This window comes from Paenibacillus sp. M-152, assembly GCF_003856555.1.
GTDB classification, from domain to species: Bacteria; Bacillota; Bacilli; order Paenibacillales; family Paenibacillaceae; genus Paenibacillus; species Paenibacillus polymyxa_C.
The window spans coordinates 3445559-3468275 of the sequence record NZ_CP034141.1 but is presented as its reverse complement, the minus strand read 5'-3'; the positions used below and the strand labels follow the sequence as shown (position 1 = coordinate 3468275).

The 22717-nt window shown below is 45.8% G+C and carries 25 protein-coding genes; 24 read left to right on the top strand and 1 reads right to left on the bottom strand.

All coding sequences use genetic code 11. The annotated features are described in order from the left end of the window. Positions 1 to 189: 189 nt before the first annotated feature. The 16 genes from ypeB to EGM68_RS15060 all read left to right on the top strand — a co-directional run bounded on the left by ypeB (position 190) and on the right by EGM68_RS15060 (position 16286). Complete coding sequence (gene ypeB, locus EGM68_RS15135; protein WP_129549511.1) at positions 190 to 1575, top strand: germination protein YpeB; 1386 nt, start codon at positions 190 to 192, stop codon at positions 1573 to 1575. A 166-nt stretch (positions 1576 to 1741) separates the two neighbouring features. Continuing rightward, positions 1742 to 2401 carry a flagellar brake protein gene (locus EGM68_RS15130; protein ID WP_129549510.1) on the top strand — a complete coding sequence of 220 codons (660 nt, stop codon included), beginning with the start codon at positions 1742 to 1744 and terminating at the stop codon, positions 2399 to 2401. Positions 2402 to 2531: 130 nt separating this feature from the next. Continuing rightward, a complete protein-coding gene (gene cmk, locus EGM68_RS15125; RefSeq protein WP_025675646.1) occupies positions 2532 to 3239 on the top strand; it encodes a (d)CMP kinase in 708 nt (235 codons plus the stop codon). Then, positions 3236 to 3829, top strand: a complete 594-nt coding sequence (locus tag EGM68_RS15120) for a lysophospholipid acyltransferase family protein (RefSeq protein WP_064962972.1) — start codon at positions 3236 to 3238, stop codon at positions 3827 to 3829. Before cmk ends, EGM68_RS15120 begins: the two co-directional genes overlap by 4 nt. A gap of 118 nt (positions 3830 to 3947) precedes the next feature. Further along, a complete protein-coding gene (rpsA, locus tag EGM68_RS15115; RefSeq protein ID WP_013371699.1) occupies positions 3948 to 5174 on the top strand; it encodes a 30S ribosomal protein S1 in 1227 nt (408 codons plus the stop codon). Between the two features lie 147 nt (positions 5175 to 5321). Then, positions 5322 to 6644 (top strand): ribosome biogenesis GTPase Der, encoded by a 1323-nt coding sequence (gene der, locus EGM68_RS15110; RefSeq protein WP_013371698.1) that lies wholly within the window; start codon positions 5322 to 5324, stop codon positions 6642 to 6644. An 11-nt stretch (positions 6645 to 6655) separates the two neighbouring features. After that, positions 6656 to 7264 (top strand): glycerol-3-phosphate 1-O-acyltransferase PlsY, encoded by a 609-nt coding sequence (plsY, locus tag EGM68_RS15105; protein WP_016822223.1) that lies wholly within the window; start codon positions 6656 to 6658, stop codon positions 7262 to 7264. Beyond that, complete coding sequence (locus EGM68_RS15100; RefSeq protein ID WP_129549509.1) at positions 7257 to 8297, top strand: NAD(P)H-dependent glycerol-3-phosphate dehydrogenase; 1041 nt, start codon at positions 7257 to 7259, stop codon at positions 8295 to 8297. Before plsY ends, EGM68_RS15100 begins: the two co-directional genes overlap by 8 nt. Positions 8298 to 8463: 166 nt before the next feature. After that, the gene (locus EGM68_RS15095) at positions 8464 to 8739 is read left to right on the top strand and encodes a stage VI sporulation protein F (RefSeq protein WP_013371695.1); all 276 of its coding nucleotides are present in this window, start codon (positions 8464 to 8466) and stop codon (positions 8737 to 8739) included. A gap of 177 nt (positions 8740 to 8916) precedes the next feature. Continuing rightward, positions 8917 to 9567, top strand: a complete 651-nt coding sequence (locus EGM68_RS15090; protein ID WP_025675648.1) for a hypothetical protein — start codon at positions 8917 to 8919, stop codon at positions 9565 to 9567. 42 nt (positions 9568 to 9609) lie between these two features. Further along, on the top strand, positions 9610 to 9960 hold the full coding sequence (locus tag EGM68_RS15085; RefSeq protein ID WP_013371691.1) for a 2Fe-2S iron-sulfur cluster-binding protein: 351 nt from the start codon (positions 9610 to 9612) through the stop codon (positions 9958 to 9960). A gap of 423 nt (positions 9961 to 10383) precedes the next feature. Continuing rightward, positions 10384 to 11862, top strand: coding sequence for a stage IV sporulation protein A (gene spoIVA / locus EGM68_RS15080; RefSeq protein WP_013371689.1), 1479 nt, complete (start codon positions 10384 to 10386; stop codon positions 11860 to 11862). 215 nt (positions 11863 to 12077) lie between these two features. Then, positions 12078 to 13193 carry a sugar ABC transporter substrate-binding protein gene (locus tag EGM68_RS15075; RefSeq protein WP_025675650.1) on the top strand — a complete coding sequence of 372 codons (1116 nt, stop codon included), beginning with the start codon at positions 12078 to 12080 and terminating at the stop codon, positions 13191 to 13193. Between the two features lie 71 nt (positions 13194 to 13264). Beyond that, positions 13265 to 14782 (top strand): sugar ABC transporter ATP-binding protein, encoded by a 1518-nt coding sequence (locus tag EGM68_RS15070; RefSeq protein ID WP_058829735.1) that lies wholly within the window; start codon positions 13265 to 13267, stop codon positions 14780 to 14782. Next, positions 14779 to 15765, top strand: coding sequence for an ABC transporter permease (locus EGM68_RS15065; protein ID WP_058711589.1), 987 nt, complete (start codon positions 14779 to 14781; stop codon positions 15763 to 15765). The genes EGM68_RS15070 and EGM68_RS15065 overlap by 4 nt, the downstream gene beginning before the upstream one ends. Positions 15766 to 16013: 248 nt before the next feature. Continuing rightward, entirely contained in the window at positions 16014 to 16286 is a 273-nt protein-coding gene (locus EGM68_RS15060; protein ID WP_014599981.1) for an HU family DNA-binding protein, read from the top strand. A gap of 71 nt (positions 16287 to 16357) precedes the next feature. Here EGM68_RS15060 and EGM68_RS15055 read toward each other — a convergent pair whose 3' ends face one another. Next, positions 16358 to 16633 (bottom strand): hypothetical protein, encoded by a 276-nt coding sequence (locus tag EGM68_RS15055; RefSeq protein WP_058829734.1) that lies wholly within the window; start codon positions 16631 to 16633, stop codon positions 16358 to 16360. Positions 16634 to 16686: 53 nt separating this feature from the next. Here EGM68_RS15055 and mtrB point away from each other — a divergent pair, with 53 nt between their 5' ends. From mtrB to EGM68_RS15015, 8 genes are all read left to right on the top strand, one after another. Continuing rightward, entirely contained in the window at positions 16687 to 16917 is a 231-nt protein-coding gene (gene mtrB / locus EGM68_RS15050) for a trp RNA-binding attenuation protein MtrB (RefSeq protein ID WP_013371682.1), read from the top strand. 98 nt (positions 16918 to 17015) lie between these two features. Continuing rightward, positions 17016 to 17567 (top strand): hypothetical protein, encoded by a 552-nt coding sequence (locus EGM68_RS15045; RefSeq protein WP_058829733.1) that lies wholly within the window; start codon positions 17016 to 17018, stop codon positions 17565 to 17567. A gap of 117 nt (positions 17568 to 17684) precedes the next feature. Beyond that, positions 17685 to 18554 (top strand): heptaprenyl diphosphate synthase component 1, encoded by an 870-nt coding sequence (locus tag EGM68_RS15040; protein ID WP_013371680.1) that lies wholly within the window; start codon positions 17685 to 17687, stop codon positions 18552 to 18554. Between the two features lie 9 nt (positions 18555 to 18563). After that, positions 18564 to 19292: a demethylmenaquinone methyltransferase gene (locus tag EGM68_RS15035; protein WP_013371679.1), complete on the top strand. Its 729-nt coding sequence runs from the start codon at positions 18564 to 18566 to the stop codon at positions 19290 to 19292. Beyond that, positions 19285 to 20157, top strand: coding sequence for a UbiA-like polyprenyltransferase (locus EGM68_RS15030; protein WP_013371678.1), 873 nt, complete (start codon positions 19285 to 19287; stop codon positions 20155 to 20157). Before EGM68_RS15035 ends, EGM68_RS15030 begins: the two co-directional genes overlap by 8 nt. Continuing rightward, positions 20157 to 20816, top strand: coding sequence for a UbiX family flavin prenyltransferase (locus EGM68_RS15025; RefSeq protein WP_013371677.1), 660 nt, complete (start codon positions 20157 to 20159; stop codon positions 20814 to 20816). The genes EGM68_RS15030 and EGM68_RS15025 overlap by 1 nt, the downstream gene beginning before the upstream one ends. Continuing rightward, positions 20773 to 21639: a menaquinone biosynthetic enzyme MqnA/MqnD family protein gene (locus EGM68_RS15020; RefSeq protein WP_129549508.1), complete on the top strand. Its 867-nt coding sequence runs from the start codon at positions 20773 to 20775 to the stop codon at positions 21637 to 21639. The genes EGM68_RS15025 and EGM68_RS15020 overlap by 44 nt, the downstream gene beginning before the upstream one ends. After that, positions 21636 to 22610: a polyprenyl synthetase family protein gene (locus tag EGM68_RS15015; RefSeq protein ID WP_129549507.1), complete on the top strand. Its 975-nt coding sequence runs from the start codon at positions 21636 to 21638 to the stop codon at positions 22608 to 22610. Before EGM68_RS15020 ends, EGM68_RS15015 begins: the two co-directional genes overlap by 4 nt. Positions 22611 to 22717: the final 107 nt, after the last annotated feature.

Sequence of the window (22717 nt, the reverse complement as noted above, 5' to 3'; positions counted from 1 at the left end):
ATTGTAAAAGATGCGGAGAACGCTTTGTGCTGAGAGGGCGAATGGAGCAAGGGCAGATTCAGACCGGCTTTAAACGCTGTATTTGCGATAACTGTGAGTTTATTGTTGAAGTCATGGAAAACCATGCATAAGAGAGCTTTCTTCTTGTCACACTATCGGTAGTGTATTTGAAGAAAGGAGACTCCCAATATGTATAAGCGACTTAGTGCCGTATTGTTCCCGGTGGTTACCCTGATTATGATAGGAGCATTTGTGTGGGGTTATCAGCAAAGCCAGATGAGAAGAGAGGTGTCTTCTCAGGCGAATAGAATGTCGATTAAAGCGGAAAATCAATACCAGCGTGCATTTCACGATTTGTCGTTTCATATGGATCAGCTGCATTCCCAACTCGGTAACGCGGTTGCTGTCCATACTACTTCACATGCAATGCACCGCAAATGCTTGATGAACGTGTGGAGGATTGCAAGTGAAGCCCAAAACGAGGTTAATCAGTTGCCTCTCAATGTAATGCCTTTTAATCATGCTAAAGATTTGCTGTCACATCTATCTGCATTTTCGTATCAGACCGCTGTTCGTGATCTGGATCACGAGCCTTTAAACGAGAAAGAAATTTCGAATCTGAAAACGTTATATAACAATTCCAAGGAAATTTCGAAAAACATGCATGAGGTGCAGCAAAAGGTCATTAGCAAAAACTTGCGTTGGATGGATGTCGATATGGCGGCAGGTTCTCAAACAGGACCGAAGGATAATACCATTATTGATGGCTTCAAAACCGTGGACAAAAAAGTAGAGAACTACAAAGAACTGGATTGGGGACCGTCTGTTGCGAGCATCTATGATAAGCGCTCAGTGAAAAAGTTGAGTCTCCCGGCGGTGGATGCTGGACAAATTAAGCGAAATGCCGCTGACTTTACAGGAAAACCAGAAAGTCAGATTCGTGTGAACGAAAATGGTAAAGGAACAGAGTGGGCGTCTTTTACGGCTACATTGCTAAATAAGCAGCAGCCTATGGCCACGATGGATTTTACGAAAAAGGGCGGCAAGCTCATTTCTTATCATGACATGAGATCAGTAGGTCCTAAAAAAGCAACTCGTAATGAAGCGGTTCGCTATGCAAGTGAGTATCTTGAACAAAGGGGCTACAAAGGAATGAAGCCCGTAGCATATGATGAAAGCGGGAATTTAGCTAACATTACATTTGCGAGCCAACAAGGGGATGTGATTATCTATCCAGAAAAAATCACAGTCAGATCAGGCTTAGATAACGGACAAGTGATTGGTTTTCAATGCAGCGATTATGTATATGAGCACAGTCACCTCCGTCGTATCCCTCAGGCAAAACTGAATTTGAATGAAGCACGAGCGAAGTTGAATCCTGAGTTTCGCGAAACTTACCACCGCAAAGCACTAATTGAAAATGAACTGTCGAATGAAGTTCTGTGCTATGAATTTGGCGGTAAAATTAACGGTTCCATTTATCGAATTTACATTAACGCAAACACGGGAATGGAAGAAACGATTGAACAGGTAAAAGATTCAGATGAAGCACAAGTTACGGCAAGTAATGCCTAGTTGATTACACTAAAATGAATCAATAGTCACTCTAAGCCTCCTTAATTTAAGGAGGTTTTTTGTGCTTTAGTCATGGCTCTAGCAAATATAATGCTTAATATAGGCACAAAGTCGTGGTATTATATACCTTAATTGTAGTTATGAATGGACAAGGATGGTGAATCGTTTGTTTCCGAAAATTAATGATGTGTTATACATACAAGTTGCCAGTACCGATCAGAAGGAGGAATCTTTTGAATATAAGTCGCGTATTGCGGAAGAGGACTCACAGAACTTTCTAATTGAAATTCCCATGTCACAAACAAGCGGACACTTGAAAAAGCTGTTTCTTGGGGAAGAGCTGTCTATATTTTTTATGAGTGAGGGTGGAATTAAAAACTATTTTAATACCCACGTTACGGGCTTTAAAGAAGACGTCCTCCGGATGGTTCGTATTCACAAGCCTGCTCCGGACAGCATCAGCAAAATTCAGCGCCGAAACTTTCTTAGAGTAAAGGCCAACTTGGAAATTGCGGTTAAGCATGGTGTGAACGAATCTAGATTTGTAGCAGAGACGCATGATGTGGGAGGTGGAGGCGTATCTTTTCAAACTCAGGGCTCGCATCATCTTGAAGAAGGAGAATCTTTGTCTTGCTGGGTTTTGGTTCCATATAAGAACGGCACTCAAGAGCATGTTCCGTTCCAATCTGAAATTGTACGCATTCAGCAGATGGAAAATGGCCGCAAACTCATTATGTTGAAATATGAGAAAATCGCTGATCAGGAGCGCCAAAAACTGATTAAATATTGTTTTGAAAGACAGTTGGAGTTTCGGGGGAAATCGTAATCATGCGAAGCTTTTCTTTTTTTAGTAAACCTGTCGCTTATTTTGCATCGCCTATAAATGTGTGGTATAATTTTCACGTCGCAGGCAATGCCTGCTTTTTTCTTGAGGTTAGGTTAGGAGGAATTCCCTGTTGGCAAGGCAACATGCATCTTTAATTAACAAAATAAATGTAGCCATTGATGGACCTGCTGGCGCAGGGAAAAGTACAGTGGCCCGCTTGGTGGCGAAAGCACTTTCCTATGTATATGTAGATACCGGAGCCATGTATCGAGCAGCAACGTGGTACATGATGTGCAAAGAAATTCCTGCAGAAAATGTACAAAAAGTGCTTCAACATGTACCTGAGCTGGTGATTGAATTAGTACCGGACCCCACAGGCCAAAAGGTTTATTGTAACGGGGAAGATGTAACCACTGTGATTCGTTCGATGGAAGTGACTAGCAATGTGTCACAGTATTCAAGTATTGCTGGTTTACGTACACGCTTGACCGAAAACCAGCGTGAAATGGCTGCGCGTAAGGGTGTCGTTATGGACGGACGCGATATTGGAACAACTGTGCTTCCCGATGCGGAAGTTAAAGTGTTCATGACCGCAAGTGTTCAGGAACGTGCCTCACGTCGTTTTAAAGAACTGAGCGAAACTGATGATATCACTCTGGAACAGCTTGAACGTGACATTGCGGCACGTGATAAGTTTGATGAGGAGAGGGAGGTATCCCCGCTTCGTTGCAGTGAGGACGCCATCGTGCTTGATACGACCCATATGGGCATTCAGGATGTCGTTGATACGATCGTATCTTATTGCTTAACGGAGAAGGATGGAGAGATCAGCCAATGATATATACTGTATGCGCCAGTATTTTGCGTCTCATTTACCGCGTTCTGTTTAGGCTTGAGGCGGTAGGCAGGGAAAATGTTCCTGCTGAGGGTGGAGTGCTGTTGTGTTCTAATCATATTAGTAATCTTGACCCTCCTACAGTTGGCATTTTGCTGAAGCGAAAGGTTCACTTTATGGCCAAAGCAGAGCTGTTTAATGTTCCTGTGCTGGGACCACTGATCGACAAACTGGGAGCTTTTCCAGTCAAACGTGGTGGTGTGAGTAAGGAATCCATTAAGCTGGCATTGAACATTTTGCGTGACGGTAAGGTTATGGGGATTTTTCCCGAAGGCTCCAGAGGAGCTGGGGGAATTGGTAAAAAGGGTGCTGCCAGTTTTGCACTGCGTAGTGGAGCGGCTGCCGTTCCAGTCGCCATTATTGGTGATTACAAGCTTTTCCGTAAAACGAAAGTGATATACGGTAAACCTGTTAATTTGGACGCTTACCAAAAGGGTGCCGATGTCGAAGGAGATCCTCTTGAACTGGCAACAGAAGCAATTATGTCACGTATTCGCACAATGAAGGAAACTGGTGAGCCTACGAATGATTGAAAGGCTTGCATGAATTGTGTCTAAGCTTGGAAAACTAGAGCAAAAATGTATTTTGTTTTGAACTCTGCTATGCGCAGGTTTAAATAAATGGTTTTTTTGAATTGAGGAGGGTATTGACATGTCGGAAGAAATTAAAAATCAAGAAGCTGCTGAAGCGGCAAATCAAGACGAGCTCGATCAAATCGTTTCCCTGAAAAAAGGTGACACCGTTAAGGGTACAATTGTGAAATTGGAAGATAACCAAGCGGTAGTAAGCATTGGATATAAATACGATGGAGTTATTCCAATTCGCGAATTGTCTTCTGGTCTGGATAATGCAGAAGAAGCAGTACAAGTAGGCCAAGAGGTTGAAGCTAGAATTATCAGCATCGACGACGGCAAGGAAAAACTTGTTCTGTCCAAACGTGCAATCGACAGTGAGAATGCTTGGGAAAAGTTGGAGCAACTGTTCGAAAGCAAAGAAGTATTTGAAGTTGTTGTGAATGATGTTGTTAAAGGCGGCATCGTAGTAGACGTGGGTCTGCGCGGATTCATCCCTGCATCCATGGTAGAACGCCATTTTGTTGAAGATTTCAGTGATTACAAAGGCCGCACATTGCGTGTTGTTGTAAAAGAACTGGATCGTGAAAACAACAAAGTGATCCTTTCCCAAAAAGACGTTCTGGAAGCAGAATTCGAAGCTAACAAGCTTAAAGTAATGGCTGAGCTGAAAGAAGGACAAGAAATCGTTGGTACGGTTCAACGTCTTACTCAGTTTGGTGCTTTCGTAGATGTTGGCGGAGTGGACGGTCTGGTTCACGTATCTGAAATTGCTTGGACTCATGTTGATAAGCCTTCTGACGCTGTTTCCGAAGGAGATCAAGTGAAAGTGAAAGTCTTGAAAGTAGATCCTGAAAAAGGAAAAATCAGCCTGAGCATGAAAGCTGCACAGCCTGGTCCTTGGGAATCGGCTGCTGGACAATTCAATAACAATGACATCGTAACTGGTGTTGTTAAACGTTTGGTTAACTTCGGTGCATTCGTTGAGATTGCTCCTGGTGTGGAAGGTTTGGTTCATATTTCTCAAATTTCCCACAAACACATTGGAACTCCACAAGAAGTTCTGGAAGAAGGACAAGAAGTTAAAGTTAAAATTCTTGAAATGAATCCTTCTGAAAAACGTGTTAGCCTGAGCATTAAAGAAACTGAGGAAGCTCCTGAAGCCGCTCCAAAAGCAGAAAGAGCACCACGTGCATCTCGCGCGCCTCGTGAGGAACTGAATAATCCTAACGTTTCCCTCAACAATTCCGGACTGAGCATTACGCTTGGCGAGCGTTTTGGCGATAAGCTGAACAAATTTAAATGAGTTTAAATCAATACATTTTATTATAAGCATAACGTACACCATCGGCGGACCCAGAGGGTTCGCCGATTGTTGTTACGTCACTATATCGCCAATAGGTATGTTTTTTGCTATGATGATAGCGGAAGAATTGACAGGAGGAGTGAATTTATGGCAAGACCCGTTGTGGCTATCGTTGGTCGTCCGAATGTGGGTAAGTCCACGATTTTTAATCGGATTATCGGGGATCGTTTGTCCATCGTGGAAGATAAACCGGGAATCACTCGTGACCGTATTTACGGTATATCGGAGTGGAATGGTAAATCCTTCAGTATTATTGACACCGGCGGCATTGAGATTGATGGTGAGGATGTTATCTTGAAGTCCATCCGTATGCAGGCCGAACTTGCAATAGAAGAAGCAGATGTTATTGTGTTCATGAGCGATGCAAAAGCAGGAATAACGCAAGCGGATGAAGAGGTAGCTCAAATGCTGTATCGTTCGGGTAAACCGATCATCGTAGCAGTAAACAAGGTGGACAACCTCAGTCGCGCCGATCTGATCTATGAGTTTTATTCTTATGGATTTGGTGATCCAATTGCTGTTTCTGGTAGTCATGGCACAGGGATCGGTGATTTGTTGGATGCAATTACGTCCAATTTACCTGAGCTAGAAGAAGATCATTATGACGAAGACGTTATACGTGTGGCTTTGATCGGACGTCCGAATGTAGGTAAATCTTCACTCGTTAATGCCATTTTAGGAGAAGAACGGGTTATTGTCAGTGACATTGCAGGTACAACACGTGATGCAATTGACACGCCTTTTGAAAAAGACGGACAAAAGTATGTACTGATTGATACGGCAGGTATGCGCAAACGTGGTAAAGTATACGAAACGACAGAAAAATATAGTGTAATGCGTGCGATGCGTGCCATTGAGCGTGCAGATGTTGTACTGGTCGTTATTAACGGCGAGGAAGGCATCATTGAGCAGGATAAACACATTGCCGGCTATGCTTATGAAGCGGGTAAAGCCTCGTTGTTTGTCGTTAATAAATGGGATGTCGTAGATAAAGACGATAAAACGATGCACCAGTTTGAGACGAAAATCCGTGACCACTTTCTGTTCATGACCTATGCTCCGATTGTGTTCTTATCTGCAAAGACAAAGCAACGTCTGCAAAAGTTGCTTCCAGTTGTGCAGCATGTGGCACAGCAGCACGTCATGCGTATTCAGACACATCTGCTGAATGATGTCATTTCCGACGCGGTTGCTATCAATCCACCACCAACAGACAAGGGTCGTCGTCTGCGTATTAACTATGTGACTCAGGTTGCTGTTAAACCGCCTACGATGGTTGTATTCGTAAATGATCCAGAGATAATGCACTTCTCTTATGAGCGTTATCTGGAGAACAAAATTCGCGCCGCCTTTAATTTTGAAGGAACTCCAATTCGTATATTTACACGGCGCAAGTCTGACGAAAGTTAGGAGCGAATAGGTTGATTTTACAGATCGTTGCCATCGTACTCAGTTACTTGCTTGGCTCTGTCAGCTTTAGTTTGCTGTATGGAAAATTAAAAGGAATCGACATTCGCCAGCATGGAAGCGGCAATGCCGGTGCGACGAATACGCTGCGTGTGCTTGGAAAAGGCCCGGCTATTCTGGTACTGCTGCTGGACGTACTTAAAGGGGTTATTGCGGTGCTGATAGGGCACTGGTTGGGTGGAGAATCATCCTGGTTACCGGGTTTGTGTGGCATTGCGGCGATTGCGGGCCATAACTGGCCGGTATATTTTCACTTTCGCGGAGGCAAAGGGATTGCGACTGCCATTGGTGTACTGGCATCGCTTGCCTTGCTGCCGGCATTATATGCCGGAATCATTGCGATACTTGCCATCGTAATAACGCGGTATGTATCCCTGGGATCGCTAATTTTTGTTATTTTGACCCCTTGGATATTACTCGTACTTGGTTTTGCTTGGCCGTTATTTTGGACGGCTCTAATCATTTGCCTGTTTGCTGTGTGGAGACACCGTACTAATATAGTCAAGTTGGCACGGGGAAATGAGAATAAGCTTGGCTCCAAAGGAGGAGATCGTCTTGTCTGAGAAAATAGCTGTGCTGGTGGCAGGTAGTTGGGGAACAGCCCTAGCTTCCGTACTTGCGACCAATAACAACGATGTCTCTGTCTGGACGAGAAGCGAACAGCAAGCTGCTGAGATCAATGAGAAGCATACGAATGAGCATTATTTACCAGGCTCTATTTTGTCTGATCGCATTTCAGCTACAACGGATATGCAGACTGCGGTATCTGGAGCAAAAGCGGTGATCATCGTATCTCCTTCGTCTGCCGCTCGGCAGGTTGCACGTAGTTTGAAGGCTCATTTCACCAAGGATATGCTGGTAGTACATGCCATTAAGGGCTTTGAAACAGAGACACTCAAGCGTATGTCCACGGTGATCTCGGAAGAGCTGGAAATTGCGGAGGACGATATTGCCGTGCTATCAGGCCCGAGTCATGCGGAGGAAGTGGTGAAGAAATGTCCTACAACGGTTGTTGTAGCTTCTTCCAATGAGAAGGCAGCAGAGGCTGCTCAGGGGCTGTTCATGAACTCCTATTTCCGTGTCTATACAAACCGGGATTTGCTCGGTGTCGAACTGTCCGGTGCTTTAAAAAACATTATCGCACTGGGTGCGGGAATGTCGGATGGACTTGGCTTCGGTGATAATGCTAAAGCGGCTTTGTTGACCCGTGGATTGGCTGAGATTACCCGTGCCGGAGTTGAGATGGGGGCTAATCCATTAACCTTTGCCGGACTTGCGGGTATAGGTGATTTAGTTGTGACGGCAACGAGTCGTCACAGCCGCAACTGGCGTGCAGGGTCATTATTGGGACAGGGCCAGCAGCTTGATGCCGTACTGGAATCTATGGGTATGGTCGTAGAGGGAATTCGTACGACAAAAGCAGCATACGCTATCTCACAAAAATTAGGTGTTCAAATGCCTATTACAGAGGTGCTGTATGGAGTGTTGTTTGAAGGACGTGACGTCCGCAAAGCTGTTGAGGCATTAATGGGTCGGGATCCGAAAACCGAGATGGAAGTCATGCCGCTTCAAACTTGGGAGCAATGGCATTCATAAGAGTACAGAGGAGCTTCTAAAGTATAAAGGTTGTCTCATGAGTAGATTTTTCTACGATGAGATAGCCTTTTTTAGTTAGGCGTTTGGCATGTCTTTTGTATGCTTAATCACCTTTTGTCTCCGTCACTCATAGACTGAGTTGAGCAATGGCGGAGGAGGGGAGATTGTGAGTAAAAACTTTCCGAAAGATGCATTGAAGGCCATTAACAAAAAAGGCGGCAAAAACATATCCGAAAATGCAGTGAAAAAGCTGGCAGGCACGGTAAAGCCGGACACGCTTCAAAGTGAAACACAGTTGCGTCAGCTTATAAAACAGGTGTCTGCGATGGCTAACATTCCGGTATCGGAAGATACAGTCAGGGATATTGTCGGAGCCGTCAAAAAGAGTGGAATGAATCCTTCCAATATGGAAGCGTTAATGAAAATGATGATGAAAAAATAAAACACTGGCCGCACGATGGTTCGTTTTTTTTACCGTGAACCGGGAAGGTTCGCGGTTTTTTTGTATTTTGAGGCAGGAAAGTGCTATTCCAGTACACAAAATGTCGAACTGCCATGTCGAACATGTTATAATGATGCCCATCAGGAAACGGGAGGAAAGACAGCAAAGGAGGAAACGATTTTGAAGGAGGCAATATCATCAGTGTTAGTGGACAGGCTTCCTCATGATCTGGCAGTTGCGCTGGGTAGCTTGACTGAGAGCTGGTCAGCGGTGTCGGTTCCATGGATGCTGGGGGGGAGCTGTGCACTACTTGTGCAAGAAGTTGAATTGGATCGTCTGCCTCGGGACATTGATATTTATGCGGATATTCATGCAGCAAAGCTGTTACACGCGCACTCGCCGGGTGTGAGTATAGACCAACAGCAGGTTGATCGTAGCGGATCTTACGTTTCGTTGCTAAGCCACTATGAGCTGAAGGGATTTCCAGTCGAATTGGTGGGAGGATTTGAGGTTTTATGTGATGGAGCTTTATACCGCTTAGAGGTCGAGCGCCTACTCTGGTCGGCTGGGATACAGCTTGATCTGGAAAATACCTCATTGCGTTTGATGCCTCTCAGCCACGAGTTGCTATTCAATCTGTTGCGAAATCGCCCCGACCGCTATCAAGCGATTGCAAATGTCATGAAGCGAGACCCGCAACGACACATAGGGATACTAAAACAGCTATTGGTCAGTAACATTTGGAATAAGGAGCAGTTGGGCAAGCTTGGAGAGCTTCTCCCTTGGCCAGAACTTCACTCCTTCATCCGAATGAGTAATGAAATATAAGTTGCGTACGTATTGAGAGGAAAGGTGAATGGAGGACCGTTCATGAATGTGCAGATTACGTTCAAGCCGTCAGGCAGGTGCGTACAGGTTAGTCGGGGTACGTCATTGCTCCAGGCTGCCCGTAAAGCAGGTGTGTATATTCCCACACGTTGTGATGGAAAAGCAGCCTGTCTGATGTGTAAGGTAGAGATAGCACCGGAACGGGCTGAGCTTGCAGGTCGCCCTAATGATGCAGAGCAGCGTAAGCTGGGACCTTTACTGAATGAAGGAATACGTTTATCCTGTCAGGCCCGTGCTCAGGGTGATATGGAGGTAACCATACCGGAGGATAGGCTCAAGGCAGCTATTAGACGCCAACTGGAGCGTCAGGGGCTGGATGACGAACTGTGGTAATATCGATTATATCAGTAGAACAAAAAACAAAGGATATTTCTCGACGGCTAGAAACGGTCAGAGAAATATCCTTTTTTTATTTAAGTCTAGCAACAAAGTCATGGGGAAATCTTGCTGTGCATATATTAAGTGAGTGGACCCAAACGTAAAATATCTTTCTGCATTGATCACTGTAACGTAATCTATTTTTAAAAAAACTAAACATATTTTACGGAGGGGATACATATGATGGTATCAGTCCAAATGCATGTACGAGTTTACGCCGTTTCGCCGATTCCATCAGTCTCCTGAATCTCGGCGGCGGACGACTTCCGGGCATTTTAAAGGCTGTTCTGCCGCATCTGGGATCAAGCAGTTGGTTGAACACGAAGCGGATGCTCTTTAAGCATTTTTCCTTCGGAGACTTTTGAGGAGGGGATTTCATTGGAGAAAGTGGACATTTTTAAAGACATTGCCGAACGCACCGGAGGAGACATCTATCTTGGGGTCGTCGGCGCAGTCCGAACAGGAAAATCAACGTTTATCAAGCGGTTTATGGAAACGATTGTACTGCCCAACATTACGAGTGAGGCGGACCGTGCCCGCGCCGTAGACGAGTTGCCGCAAAGTGCGGCAGGGAAGACGATCATGACGACGGAACCTAAATTTGTACCGAATAATGCCGTCCAGATCAAAGTAACGGAAGGACTGGACGTGAATGTACGTCTGGTTGACTGTGTAGGATACGCAGTAGAAGGTGCAAAAGGCTACGAGGATGAAAATGGTCCAAGAATGATCTCTACACCATGGTTTGAAGAACCCATTCCTTTTCAGGAAGCGGCAGAAATTGGTACACGCAAGGTTATTCAAGAACATTCGACACTCGGTGTGGTCGTCACCACAGACGGCACCATTGCTGAAATCCCGCGTAGCTCTTATGTAGAGTCGGAGGAACGCGTCATTGAAGAGTTGAAGGAAGTTGGCAAGCCATTTGTTCTGGTTATCAACTCCACGCATCCACGCAGTGATGAAACACTTCAACTCCGCAGTGAACTGGCTGCCAAGTACGATATTCCAGTCATGACACTCAGCGCGGCAACCATGACGGAAGATGATGTTACGGGTGTACTTCGTGAAGTATTGTATGAATTCCCGGTGCATGAGGTGAATGTGAACCTGCCGAGCTGGGTTATGGTATTGAACGAAAATCACTGGCTGCGTAGCAACTATGAAAATTCCGTTCGTGATACGGTTAAAGATATTCGGCGCCTGCGTGATGTAGATCGGGTGGTTGGCCAGTTTATGGAGTATGAGTTCATCGACAGGGCCGGATTAAGCGGAATGAATATGGGGCAGGGCGTCGCGGAAATTGATTTGTATGCTCCTGATGAACTGTATGACCAGATTTTGGTTGAAGTCGTCGGGGTAGAGATTCGCGGCAAGGATCATTTGCTGCAGATGATGCAGGATTTTGCCCACGCTAAACGGGAATATGACCGTTTTGCCGAGGCTCTGGAAATGGTCAAGACAACAGGATATGGTATTGCTGCTCCGTCACTGGCTGAGATGGCACTGGACGAACCGCAGTTGATTCGACAGGGTACAAGATTTGGAGTGAGGCTTAAAGCGACAGCCCCTTCCATTCATATGATCCGTGTCGATGTGGAATCGGAATTTGCTCCGATTATCGGAACAGAGAAGCAGAGTGAGGAACTCGTGCGTTACCTGATGCAGGATTTTGAGAATGATCCAATCAAAATTTGGGAATCAGACATTTTCGGACGTTCGCTACATTCCATTGTGCGTGAAGGTATTCAAGGCAAGATTGCCATGATGCCAGACAATGCACGCTATAAGCTGCAGGAAACGCTGGGTCGCATTATCAATGAAGGTTCTGGTGGTCTTATTGCTATAATTCTTTAAGGCTAATCCATAACCAAAAATGTGTAAGTGAAATACCGTAGAGGGCTGCTGACTGCTCTTTGCGGTATTTTTTTATGGGATTTGTAGTTTTTTGCCATGAGAGATCGCGAATTTTTCTATATTTAATAAAACCTATTTACATACTTGGTTTAACGCGATATATTAAGTATCAAATTTGAAACATATTAGTGGATGGAACGAGGGGGAAACAGATCATGTATATCCAAAAAGGGCTCCAAAAAAACAAGAAGCTAGGGCTGGGAGCCATTATGCTACTGGTGCTGATTCTGCTGGTCACAGCATGTGGCGCGCCTAAAACAGAGAGCGGCGCTCAAGGGACAAGCACTGCAGGAACGAATACAGGGGACGGAAAAACAGATAGTTCGAATCTAAAGGGTAAACGGGTTGCTTTGATCATGGAGTTTAACACAGGTACGTTTTCGCAGCAGTATGTTCAAGGTGTGGAAGATGAGGTTAAGAAATTTGGCGGTACGCTGACCAAGTTTGTTGCAAATAACGATAAGGCAAAAATGGCTTCCTTGCTAGATAGTGCGATTAACCAGCAATTTGATGTCATTTTGACTGATCACGGTGACGCATTGCTGGAGCCAGGACTTAAAAAAGCAATTTCCCGCAATATTCCGGTTATCGTGTTCGATGCTGCGGTCAATGTTCCGGGCGCGGTAGTGCTTTCACAGGATGATCAAAGCATGGCGGAACTGACGCTGGAGCAAATGAAAAAGGACATCGGTGGCAAAGGAAATATTGTGAAGGTATGGGTTGCAGGGTTTGCGCCAATGGAGCGCCGTCAGGTTGCTTATGATGCATTTTTGAAATCCAATCCAGATATTAAAGAGATTGCAACTTTTGGTTCGGCTCAGAATCCTGCTTTGGATACGCAAGCCAAAATGGAAGCTGTTCTAAAGCAATATCCTAAGGGCGAAATTACGGCAGTTTGGGCGGCTTGGGATGAATTTGCCAAAGGTGCAGCTCGGGCGATACAACAAGCTGGGCGTACGGAAATTAAAGTTTACGGGATTGATATGAGTGATGAAGATTTGCAAATGATTCAGGACCCGAAAAACCCGTGGGTGGCTTCAGCAGCCGTAGATCCAACAGATATTGGACGTGTACAAGTGCGCTATGCATACCAAAAGTTGCATGGGGATAACCCTGAGGAGAAAGTTGTGCTGAAGGCAGTATATGTGCAGCGCGAAGAGTTGCCAGATAAGCAAATTTCCACATCCGAGTTGTCTCAATATGTGAAAGGATGGGGCAAGAGTGAGCAGGGTTACAAGGATTGGATGAAGGAATATGAAACGTCCAAATAAATTGATTCATAACGCAAATGCAATGGCGCGCTTCGGCGCGCTTTTATCATAAGCGGGAGTGAGGGGGCACCATGAGTTCACCAGTATATACATTGGAGATGAAGAACATCAGCAAGCGGTTTGCTGGTGTAGATGCGCTGCGAGCTGTGGATTTTACGGTTCAGGGTGGCGAAATTCACGCTCTGCTCGGTGCCAACGGGGCAGGGAAAAGCACATTAATGAAAATCTTGTCCGGTGCGTATCGTTACGATCAGGGAGCGATCGTTGTGGATGGCAAGGAACTGATTATTAGTTCACCGTGGGAAGCCAAAAGAGCCGGAATTCACTGTGTGTATCAAGAAGTCGATTCAGCACTTGTGCCTCAGTTAACCGTCGCTGAAAACATTGTAATGGACGATTTGTCTGCACTTGATGGTCGGTGGTGGGTTGCACCAGCGTCCATGCGCAGACGAGCACGTGAGGCATTAGCGCGTCTGGAGGTTGATATAGATGTACGACGATACGTGTCTGAATTGACGCTGGCAGAAAAGCAGCTTGTACTTATCGCACGGATTTTGACACAGCAAGCGAGTACTATCATTTTTGATGAGCCAACGGCACCGCTGAGCGAGGAAGAAACGCGACGTTTGTTCCGTACCATTCATACCCTCAAGGATGAGGGAGTAGCATGTATTCTTATCACCCACCGATTGCCGGAGGTCATCGAGCACAGTGACCGTGTTACGGTAATGCGTGATGGTGAGCGCGTGTTCTCGGGACCTGCTTCTGATTTAAATGTAGGCGACATTGTCACGTATATGCTTGGGAAAACATTTGATGAGGAATTTCCGAAAACAGAGGTGCCTATTGGTGAAACGGTATTGGAAGCAAGAGGGCTCCGGAAGGGATTGAGGGTTCACGGTGTTGATTTGCAGGTCAGACGCGGCGAAATTCTGTCTATTGTGGGTTTGGTCGGTGCGGGCAAGACGGAGCTGTCACGACTTCTTACAGGGGCAGACAAGCCTGATGTGGGGGAACTGACCTTCAAGGGGCGCTGCATTCGTTTGCGTGAGCCAGCGGACGCGGTAGCTCAAGGAATTGTGTCCATACCCGAGGAGCGGCGTAAGCAGGGGGTCTTGATTGAGGAAAGCGTGGAACGAAACCTTAGTCTTCCGCTCTTGGGCAAGCTGAGTGTTCTTGGTTTCATTAGTCGGCATAGAGAACGTATTAACGGTAATGGGGTTGTCGCCTCTCTTGGTATTAAGACGCCTTCACTGCGCCAGCATGTTAAGTATTTGAGCGGTGGGAATCAACAAAAGGTTGCGATAGGAAAATGGCTTCATTCTGGAGCGGATGTCTTTGTTTTTGACGAACCAACCAAGGGTGTAGATATAGGGGCAAAAAGCGATATTTTCCGTATCATTGGAGAATTGGCAGTACAAGGAAAAGCAATCATTTATCTAACCTGTGAATTTGCAGAAGGTATTGGCATTGGTGATCGGATAGCAGTCATGTATGACGGGAAAATAATAAGGGAGTTTGCGCGAGGCGAAGTCGAACAGGAACAGCTTCTGTTGTACGCTAGCGGTGGTGAAGAGGTGCATTCATGAAGGAAAAATGGTTAAATGTCTCGTTTCGTTACGGTGCTGTAGTGGTCATTATAGGTGTGTTGGCGTTTTTCTCAGCCACCTTACCTTATTTCTGGACGTATGATAATTTAATGGATATTCTTGGCTCAATTGCGATTGTAACTTTTGTAGCCATTGGTGTGACATTGTCACTTATCGTGGACGGTTTTGACCTGTCGGTTGGTGCAACGGTATCTTTGACGACAGTCGTCTCAGCTTCGTTGATGGTCTGGTATGAACAGCCTGTTGCAGTGGTCATTATTGTGGCTCTGGTTGTTGGAGCTTTGGTTGGACTATTAAATTCACTTTTGATTATTAAACTGCGTATCCCCGATTTGCTCGCAACTCTAGCCATTATGTATATTGTAAGCGGGGTTCATCAAACGTACGCACAGGGCTATACCATCTACAATCATATGCAGTTTCCTGATGGCAGCAAGGCCCCAGGCGAGATATCTTCAGCATTTCTTTTACTAGGTCAAGGTAAATGGTTGGGTATCCCGATTTCTGTTATTTTACTGTTGCTAGCTGTGGCAGCGGTGCATGTTTTCTTGACCTATACGAAGCACGGGCGTCAAATGTATGTAACTGGCGGGAATGAGGAGGCTGCTCGTCTGTCGGGTATACGGGTAAAAAAAGTCCGTACACTGGCCTATATTGCTTCAGGCGTATTTGCAGCAATTGCTGGTATTTTGTATGCTTCGCGTGTAGGCTCGGGTCAAATTGACGCTGGCTCTCCCTTGCTCATGGAGGCGGTAGCTGCAGTATTCGTCGGCTTTTCAGTGTTTGGAGCGGGTAAACCCAATGTTATTGGTACATTTATTGGTGCGGTGTTGATCGGCGTATTGGTTAATGGACTGACCATGATGAATGTGCAATATTTTGCCCATGACATTGTCAAAGGAGTAGTGCTGGTGCTTGCGCTGGCTGTTACTTTTTACGTGCTGAACCGTCGTCGTACTTGAAATTGTCTGTCGACTGTATTACTATAAACCTTGTTCCACGCAAGAAGGGTGCCATAAAACGCCAGTTTCGGCCTATATGGCGGTGGTTAGGTATATTATATGTATATTTAACGACGAAACGGAAACAGATGATAACATTATGGAAGGCAGTATGCCGCCCGGGTTATTTTATACAGGCGACTTCATTATCGGTGGAGAACACCGATAACCTTAATGCTGGACTACACTTGAATTGGGAGGTGAATATGTTGAATAAAACGGATTTGATCAATCAGGTTTCTGAGAGCACTGAATTGTCCAAAAAGGACGTAACCAAAGCAATCGATGCAGTATTTGAGGCGATCGCTGGTGCACTGCAAAACGGAGACAAGGTACAACTGGTAGGTTTCGGGAACTTTGAGGTTCGTGAACGTTCCGCACGTAAAGGACGTAACCCGCAAACAGGAGAAGAAATCGAAATCCCTGCGAGCAAAATTCCGGCATTCAAACCGGGTAAAGCGCTCAAAGACGGAATTAAATAAGATTTCTTACATATTCCCAATGCGCTGAAAGGACCGTGAATTTGATTCACGGCCCTTTCTTTTTGTCCTATTTACTTTGTGGTAGAGGTGCCATGGACTGAAGAAGAGGAAGTTGTCCTGCCGTTTCGGGAGGCATAAGCGATCAGCACCAGGGGTTCACCTGTCAGCTCGGCAAATTCATGTTCCAGCCGTTGAAGCTGCTCAATCTGAGCAGGACTGAGATTGGCGGGACGATAGTTTTCCATCAGATCCGTTCCTTTCGTTAATAGATGGGATTGCACAGATAGTATGGCACAGGAAGCACTATTTGTTGCAGGCAGCGTGGAAAGCATGAGTTGACAAAACAATCTTAAATCTCCATCATAAAAATATAGTTTCGGCTCTCAGGGAGGAAAAGAACATGGAAGATAACGTGACGGGCAGCAGTGAGTACGTCGTAATTAAAGCAAAAAGCAACGGATGTCAGGTTTTTGGTCTGACCAGAGGTCAGGATACACGCCTGCATCATTCAGAAAAATTGGACAAGGGTGAGGTAATGATCGTCCAATTTACGGATCATACTTCTGCCATCAAAATCCGCGGCAAGGCCGTTGTGATGACCAAGCACGGGGTTGTAGATACGGAGGAGTAAAATGCAGGCATAGCCTGCTTTTTTTTGTTGTACAATGAGAGTGAGGACCTTTACCGTAGCAAACCCACATTATGGGGTAGGGGTCAGGGGAGGCTCTGATGAAACCTTGGACTGTACTCGGTGGTTCCATTCTCATAACCACCGCAGCAGCAATACTGCTGCCGTCCTTACAGATGCTGGACTCGGGTACCGCAGCAGTTCGTGAAACACAGGCGACAATTTCGCCCCAGCAACGAGTACTGCTGACGGATGACAATCTGGTAGATACACTGAATGAGCTTCCATTAACTACACCGATTGCAAGTGTAAGCTGGGAACATTCAGTCCTGACCCTGGATGTTAAGCTGTCCAAGGAAGAAACTACGCCACTGGAGATTTATCAAAACATGACGGAGCTTGCCGCCTTTAGCTTCTACGGAACGACGAATGTACGGCAATTGCTGTTGCGGGTGGTGACAGAGGACGAATGGTCAGGAGAACGCCATTTGCTGCTAGCATCCGATATACGCCGGAACGAGTGGACGAACGAGGCACTGGAACAACTTAGGAATCGGGAAGGCGCTGAACTGCCAGAAGATTTGAAATCTCGTTTCCGCATTACAGTAACGCCCATGTGGCAAAACAGGTTTAGCGGTGTATATACAAACTAGATGTTTTCTACCGCTGGACCTACAGTACTTTAGTCGCGAATCATTTTAAATTGTGATATAATATAAGGCATTGCAATTATTTGAGTATACCAGAAAGTCATGGCTCGGAGGCTTAGGATGAAACCGTATCGCGTACCTCAATTAGCAAGGAAATATGTGGAATACGACATGATTCAACAACATACGGAAATGCCGGCTTTTCCTGACAGCCGTACCCGTTTGCTGTTTGAGTTTTTGAACCGGAATGCGCAAGGGCTGCATGCCAGTGAGGATGAACTGTACGCTTTGGTTACATCACTTGTGCAGATGGGACTGGATACGCATGATATGATTGATACTTTATCCGGTATACGAAGCCCGGAAGAGATGCGTTCCAGACAGCTGAAAGTGTTAGCCGGTGACTACTTCAGCAGCCGTTTTTATCAGCTACTTGCACTGGCAGGCCGAATCGAGGCCATTTCGAAGCTGAGTGATGCTGTATGTGAAGTGAACGCAGGGAAAATGAGCTTGTACTGGGAGATGAAGCATTTTCGTTTGGATGCTGCTCAGTATTTATCTCAGATGGTTTGCTTCAAACAGGAGCTTTTTTTATCATTGACTTCACTTATTGCAGAACAGGATCAGGAAGTCTGGAAGCAGCTTCTTAACGAATTCGCTCTCTGTGATACGCTGGTGGAGGAATGGGAGAAGCGGGCAGAACCAGACAAGTCCCGTTTCGGATATATGTTCTGGCATATTTACGGTAACGGAGACCAGCATGAGCAGGCGCTGCTTTCAGAGGGTGGTACTGAAACAGAAGTTTGGCGTAAGCTTGTGTTGAAATACAAAGCCGAGGATGCGATACTGGACAAGCTTCGCACGGCTGTTACACACATCCGGCAGACCCTGTCAGATGAACAAAACACGGGGATTGAGGAATTTGAATGCATGCTTGAGCCTTTCCTGAAGCTGCTACATAGTTCGCACCCGGTTGTGAGGGAAGGTTAGGTGAACGTCATGGGATCAAGCGACACCAAGCCGAAAGAGCAATTCGTTCATGGCGTGTTTGAAAGTATAGCCGGTAAATACGATTTGATGAACGATATACTGAGCTTTCGCAGACATAAGGCTTGGCGGAAATTTACAATGAAAAAGATGGACATGCATCGCGGCGATACGGCAATCGATCTTTGTTGTGGGACATGTGACTGGACGCTTGCGATGGCGCGTGCAAGTGAAAGTGGTCACATCGTAGGACTGGATTTTAGCCAGAACATGCTAAATGTTGGCGAGCGAAAGATTACATCAGAATCCCGTGAAAAGCAAATCAAGCTTGTTCAAGGCAACGCGATGGATCTACCTTTTGAAGACAATTCATTTGATTATGCGACGATTGGTTTCGGTCTTCGCAACGTGCCTGATCTGCGCCGCGTGTTGCAGGAAATGCAACGAGTCGTTAAGCCTGGTGGGCAGGTCGTATGTCTGGAGTTGTCTAAACCTACTTGGCAGCCGTTCAAGGGAATTTACTACGCATATTTTCAACACATCTTGCCCATGCTCGGCAAATTGTTCGCCAAACGTTATGAGCAGTACAAATGGCTCCCTGATTCGTTGGCGCTTTTTCCAGGAAGGGATGAACTGGCTGACATCTTTCGTGAAGTCGGATTAAAGGATGTTCAGGCTCATTCTCTCACCGGAGGCATTGCGGCATTGCATATTGGAATCAAGGAGAGTCTGCATGTTTAAGAAAATTGCTATTTTTTTGGAAATGATTAAAATTGAACATACCTTATTTGCGCTCCCATTTGCATTTATGGGGGCTGTATTGGGGTCAGTTGTCGTGACGGACAACCTTCCCTCATGGCCGCAGATCGGTTGGATTTTGTTGGCTATGGTTGGCGCTCGTAGCGCAGCCTTCGGCTTTAATCGTATGATTGACCGTGTAATTGACGGGAAAAATCCGCGTACAGCAGGACGCGCCATCCCGGCAGGGCTGCTCAAATCGAGCGAAGTGGTAATTTTCATCATCGTTAGCTTGTTGTTGTTATTCTGGGCCTCATTCAAGTTAAGTCCGCTGGCGTTCAAGCTGTTCCCGCTGGCCTTTTTTATGCTTGTTTTTTACTCTTACACCAAGCGTTTTACTTGGCTGTGCCATATTGTACTCGGTTTGACCATTGGTTTGGCACCATTAGGCGCATGGGTTGCAGTAACGGGACAAATGGATTTGACAGCTATCGTACTTTATCTCACGATTGCATTTTGGACCGCTGGATTTGATGTTATTTATGCTTGTCAAGATATTGATTTTGACCAGAGTGAAGGGGTTTATTCTATTCCTGCCCGTTTTGGTGTAGCAGGTGCTCTGAACATCGCCCGGGTGTTCCATGTCATTACGGCGATCGGATTTATTGTGCTGTTCTTTATTGCAGATTTGAGCTGGTGGTATCTGGCGGGCATGATTATTTCATACATTATTTTATTTTATGAGCACTATATCGTTTCTCCAAAAGATCTAAGTCGCTTGCAGACGGCATTCTTTACGATGAACGGTGTACTTAGCATTGTCGTATTTGCTTTTACACTGATTGATTTGGTGGTGCGTCAATACTAATGAATAATCAGGTGAGCAACCATCAAGGCAAACGAATCGTTATTGGCATTACAGGTGCGAGCGGAAGCATTTATGGTGTACGACTGGTAGAGACACTGCTGGACTTGCAGTATACAGTTCACCTGATTGTTTCTAATGCTGGCTGGCGGGTATTGAAAGAGGAGCTGGGCTGGAATGTGACTGACCGGGAAGGAGCTTTGAATGAACAATTCGGAGACCGTCCCGGTTCTCTTGTATACCATCCCTTTACAGATATTGGAGCTTCTATTGCAAGCGGCTCTTATTTGGTCGATGCCATGATTATCATGCCATGCTCGATGGGGACGTTGTCAGCGGTAGCGCACGGTTCGTCTGATAATCTCATGGCACGTGCAGCAGATGTGATGATGAAGGAGGGTCGTCCGCTGATCCTTGTGCCTCGTGAGACACCATTGCATGCTATTCATCTGGAAAATATGCTTAAGCTTGCGAGACTCGGCGTCAAAATGATTCCGGCCATGCCAGCTTTTTATTTTCATCCAAAGACGCTGGATGATATTGTACTGTTCCTCGTAGGCAAAGTATTAGACAGCTTGCGTATAGAACATCAACTGTTTACGAGATGGGGGGATTCCGATGCCGATACCGGACACCAAGACAATCACAATCGGAAAAATTAAATATACAAACGCTTGGCCTATTTTTCATTACTTTAATCCTTCGGAGCTTCTCCATTCGGCGGAGATGGTTTCCAAAGTTCCGGCTGAATTGAATCGAGGCATGCTAAATGGGAGTTTGGATATGAGTGCGATGTCCTCCTTTGCGTATGCATCAGGTGCTGAGGAAATGCTGTTGTTGCCGGATTTATCCGTCAGTGCAGACGGTCCAGTCCAATCCATTTTACTATTTTCACGCAAGCCGCTAAATGAAATCATTAACGGCACCATTGCACTGACGAATACTTCAGCAACATCGGTGAACTTGTTGAAAATTTTGATGCAAAAGGCATGGGAAGGCCAGCCTACTTACTTTGACTGTGAACCAGATCTTGATTTGATGTTGGAACAGGCAGATGCAGGGCTGCTGATTGGAGATCACGCGATCAAGGCGTCCTGGCGAAGTGAAGGCCTGTATGTAACCGACCTTGGGGAAGAGTGGAAACGCTGGACGGGCTACAGCATGACATTTGCTGTATGGGCAGTTCGACGTGCTGTTGCTGCTCAGAATCCCGCTACGGTGGCTGAAATTGCGAGTGCGTTCCGCGTAAGCAAGCAGCGTAGTCTGTCTGACCTGGCACCTGTTATTTCTGAAGCTTGCAAGGAAATTGGAGGTTCGGAAGATTATTGGGAGCGCTACTTTACGAATCTGTGTTATGATTTTGGAGAGAAGCAACAACAAGGTTTAGAGCTTTATTTTCAGTATGCATATGAACTGGGGCTGCTTGACCGACGAGTGAAGCCGCTTCTCTGGAGTGACAATACGCTGACACGGGTGAAAGAATGAAACGATTGGATTTGTTCGGTTTATTAAAAAAGGATATGAACTTCATAGAAGAAGAGCTGTACCGCAGCATTGACAGTAGGGAGCCGTTGATTAATGATACGTCGCTTCATCTGCTTAAAGCAGGGGGCAAGCGTTTGCGTCCCGTGTTTGTATTGCTGGGAGGCAAGTTTGGAGAATATGATCTGGACAAGCTCAAGCGCATAGCGGTACCTCTGGAACTGATTCATTCTGCCTCTCTCGTTCACGACGACGTGATTGATGATGCGGAAATGAGACGCGGCCAACCCACCGTGAAGTCCAAATGGGACAATCGGGTGGCTATGTACACCGGGGACTACATATATGCACGCGCACTATCTATTGCTGCTGGACTGCCGAATCCCGATATTCACCGGGTGCTGTCTAAGGCGTTGGTACAGATGTCAATTGGTGAAATGGAACAAATACGTGATTTTTTTAATGTGGATCAGAGTGTGCGCAATTATTTGCTGCGCATACGGCGCAAAACGGCATTGTTGATTGCAGTTAGTTGCCAATTGGGAGCTATGGCTGCAGGAGCACGGGAAAGAGTCAACTCTCTGTTGTACACCTATGGCTATAACGTAGGTATGGCTTTTCAAATTCAGGATGATTTGCTTGATCTGTGTGGGACAGAAAAAAAGATCGGCAAGCCGCCAGGCAGCGATATGAGACAGGGCAATATTACGCTTCCGGTCATTTATGCGCTTGAACAACCCGAACTGCGGGATGATCTGCTGGCTGAAATCCGGCGGATTCAGGATGGGGACGGGCAAGGAGACACCCGTAAAGCGGTGGATATGATCAAAAAAAGTGAAGGAATCACTAAAGCTGAAATTCTCGCCGACCGATATATTAATAAAGCGCTGAACGCGCTGGACTTACTACCAGATGTCAAAACAAAAAAGACGCTGCGCGATATTGCTCATTTTGTAACACGCCGCTCCTACTAAAGTTGTATTTTAGGTTTGCTGTGACAAAATACTTTAACCGTTTCCAATCTTTCTGTTACAATACAGATTAGTACTGTATAAATACATTAGATTGGATTGGGAGTGAG

Coding starts and splice junctions, on each gene's coding strand:
- ypeB (WP_129549511.1), top strand. CDS start 190: ATGTATAAGCGACTTAGTGCCGTATTGTTCCCGGTGGTTACCCTGATT.
- EGM68_RS15120 (WP_064962972.1), top strand. CDS start 3,236: ATGATATATACTGTATGCGCCAGTATTTTGCGTCTCATTTACCGCGTT.
- rpsA (WP_013371699.1), top strand. CDS start 3,948: ATGTCGGAAGAAATTAAAAATCAAGAAGCTGCTGAAGCGGCAAATCAA.
- der (WP_013371698.1), top strand. CDS start 5,322: ATGGCAAGACCCGTTGTGGCTATCGTTGGTCGTCCGAATGTGGGTAAG.
- EGM68_RS15085 (WP_013371691.1), top strand. CDS start 9,610: ATGAATGTGCAGATTACGTTCAAGCCGTCAGGCAGGTGCGTACAGGTT.
- EGM68_RS15075 (WP_025675650.1), top strand. CDS start 12,078: ATGTATATCCAAAAAGGGCTCCAAAAAAACAAGAAGCTAGGGCTGGGA.
- EGM68_RS15070 (WP_058829735.1), top strand. CDS start 13,265: ATGAGTTCACCAGTATATACATTGGAGATGAAGAACATCAGCAAGCGG.
- EGM68_RS15065 (WP_058711589.1), top strand. CDS start 14,779: ATGAAGGAAAAATGGTTAAATGTCTCGTTTCGTTACGGTGCTGTAGTG.
- mtrB (WP_013371682.1), top strand. CDS start 16,687: ATGGAAGATAACGTGACGGGCAGCAGTGAGTACGTCGTAATTAAAGCA.
- EGM68_RS15045 (WP_058829733.1), top strand. CDS start 17,016: ATGAAACCTTGGACTGTACTCGGTGGTTCCATTCTCATAACCACCGCA.
- EGM68_RS15040 (WP_013371680.1), top strand. CDS start 17,685: ATGAAACCGTATCGCGTACCTCAATTAGCAAGGAAATATGTGGAATAC.
- EGM68_RS15035 (WP_013371679.1), top strand. CDS start 18,564: ATGGGATCAAGCGACACCAAGCCGAAAGAGCAATTCGTTCATGGCGTG.
- EGM68_RS15030 (WP_013371678.1), top strand. CDS start 19,285: ATGTTTAAGAAAATTGCTATTTTTTTGGAAATGATTAAAATTGAACAT.
- EGM68_RS15025 (WP_013371677.1), top strand. CDS start 20,157: ATGAATAATCAGGTGAGCAACCATCAAGGCAAACGAATCGTTATTGGC.
- EGM68_RS15020 (WP_129549508.1), top strand. CDS start 20,773: ATGCCGATACCGGACACCAAGACAATCACAATCGGAAAAATTAAATAT.
- EGM68_RS15015 (WP_129549507.1), top strand. CDS start 21,636: ATGAAACGATTGGATTTGTTCGGTTTATTAAAAAAGGATATGAACTTC.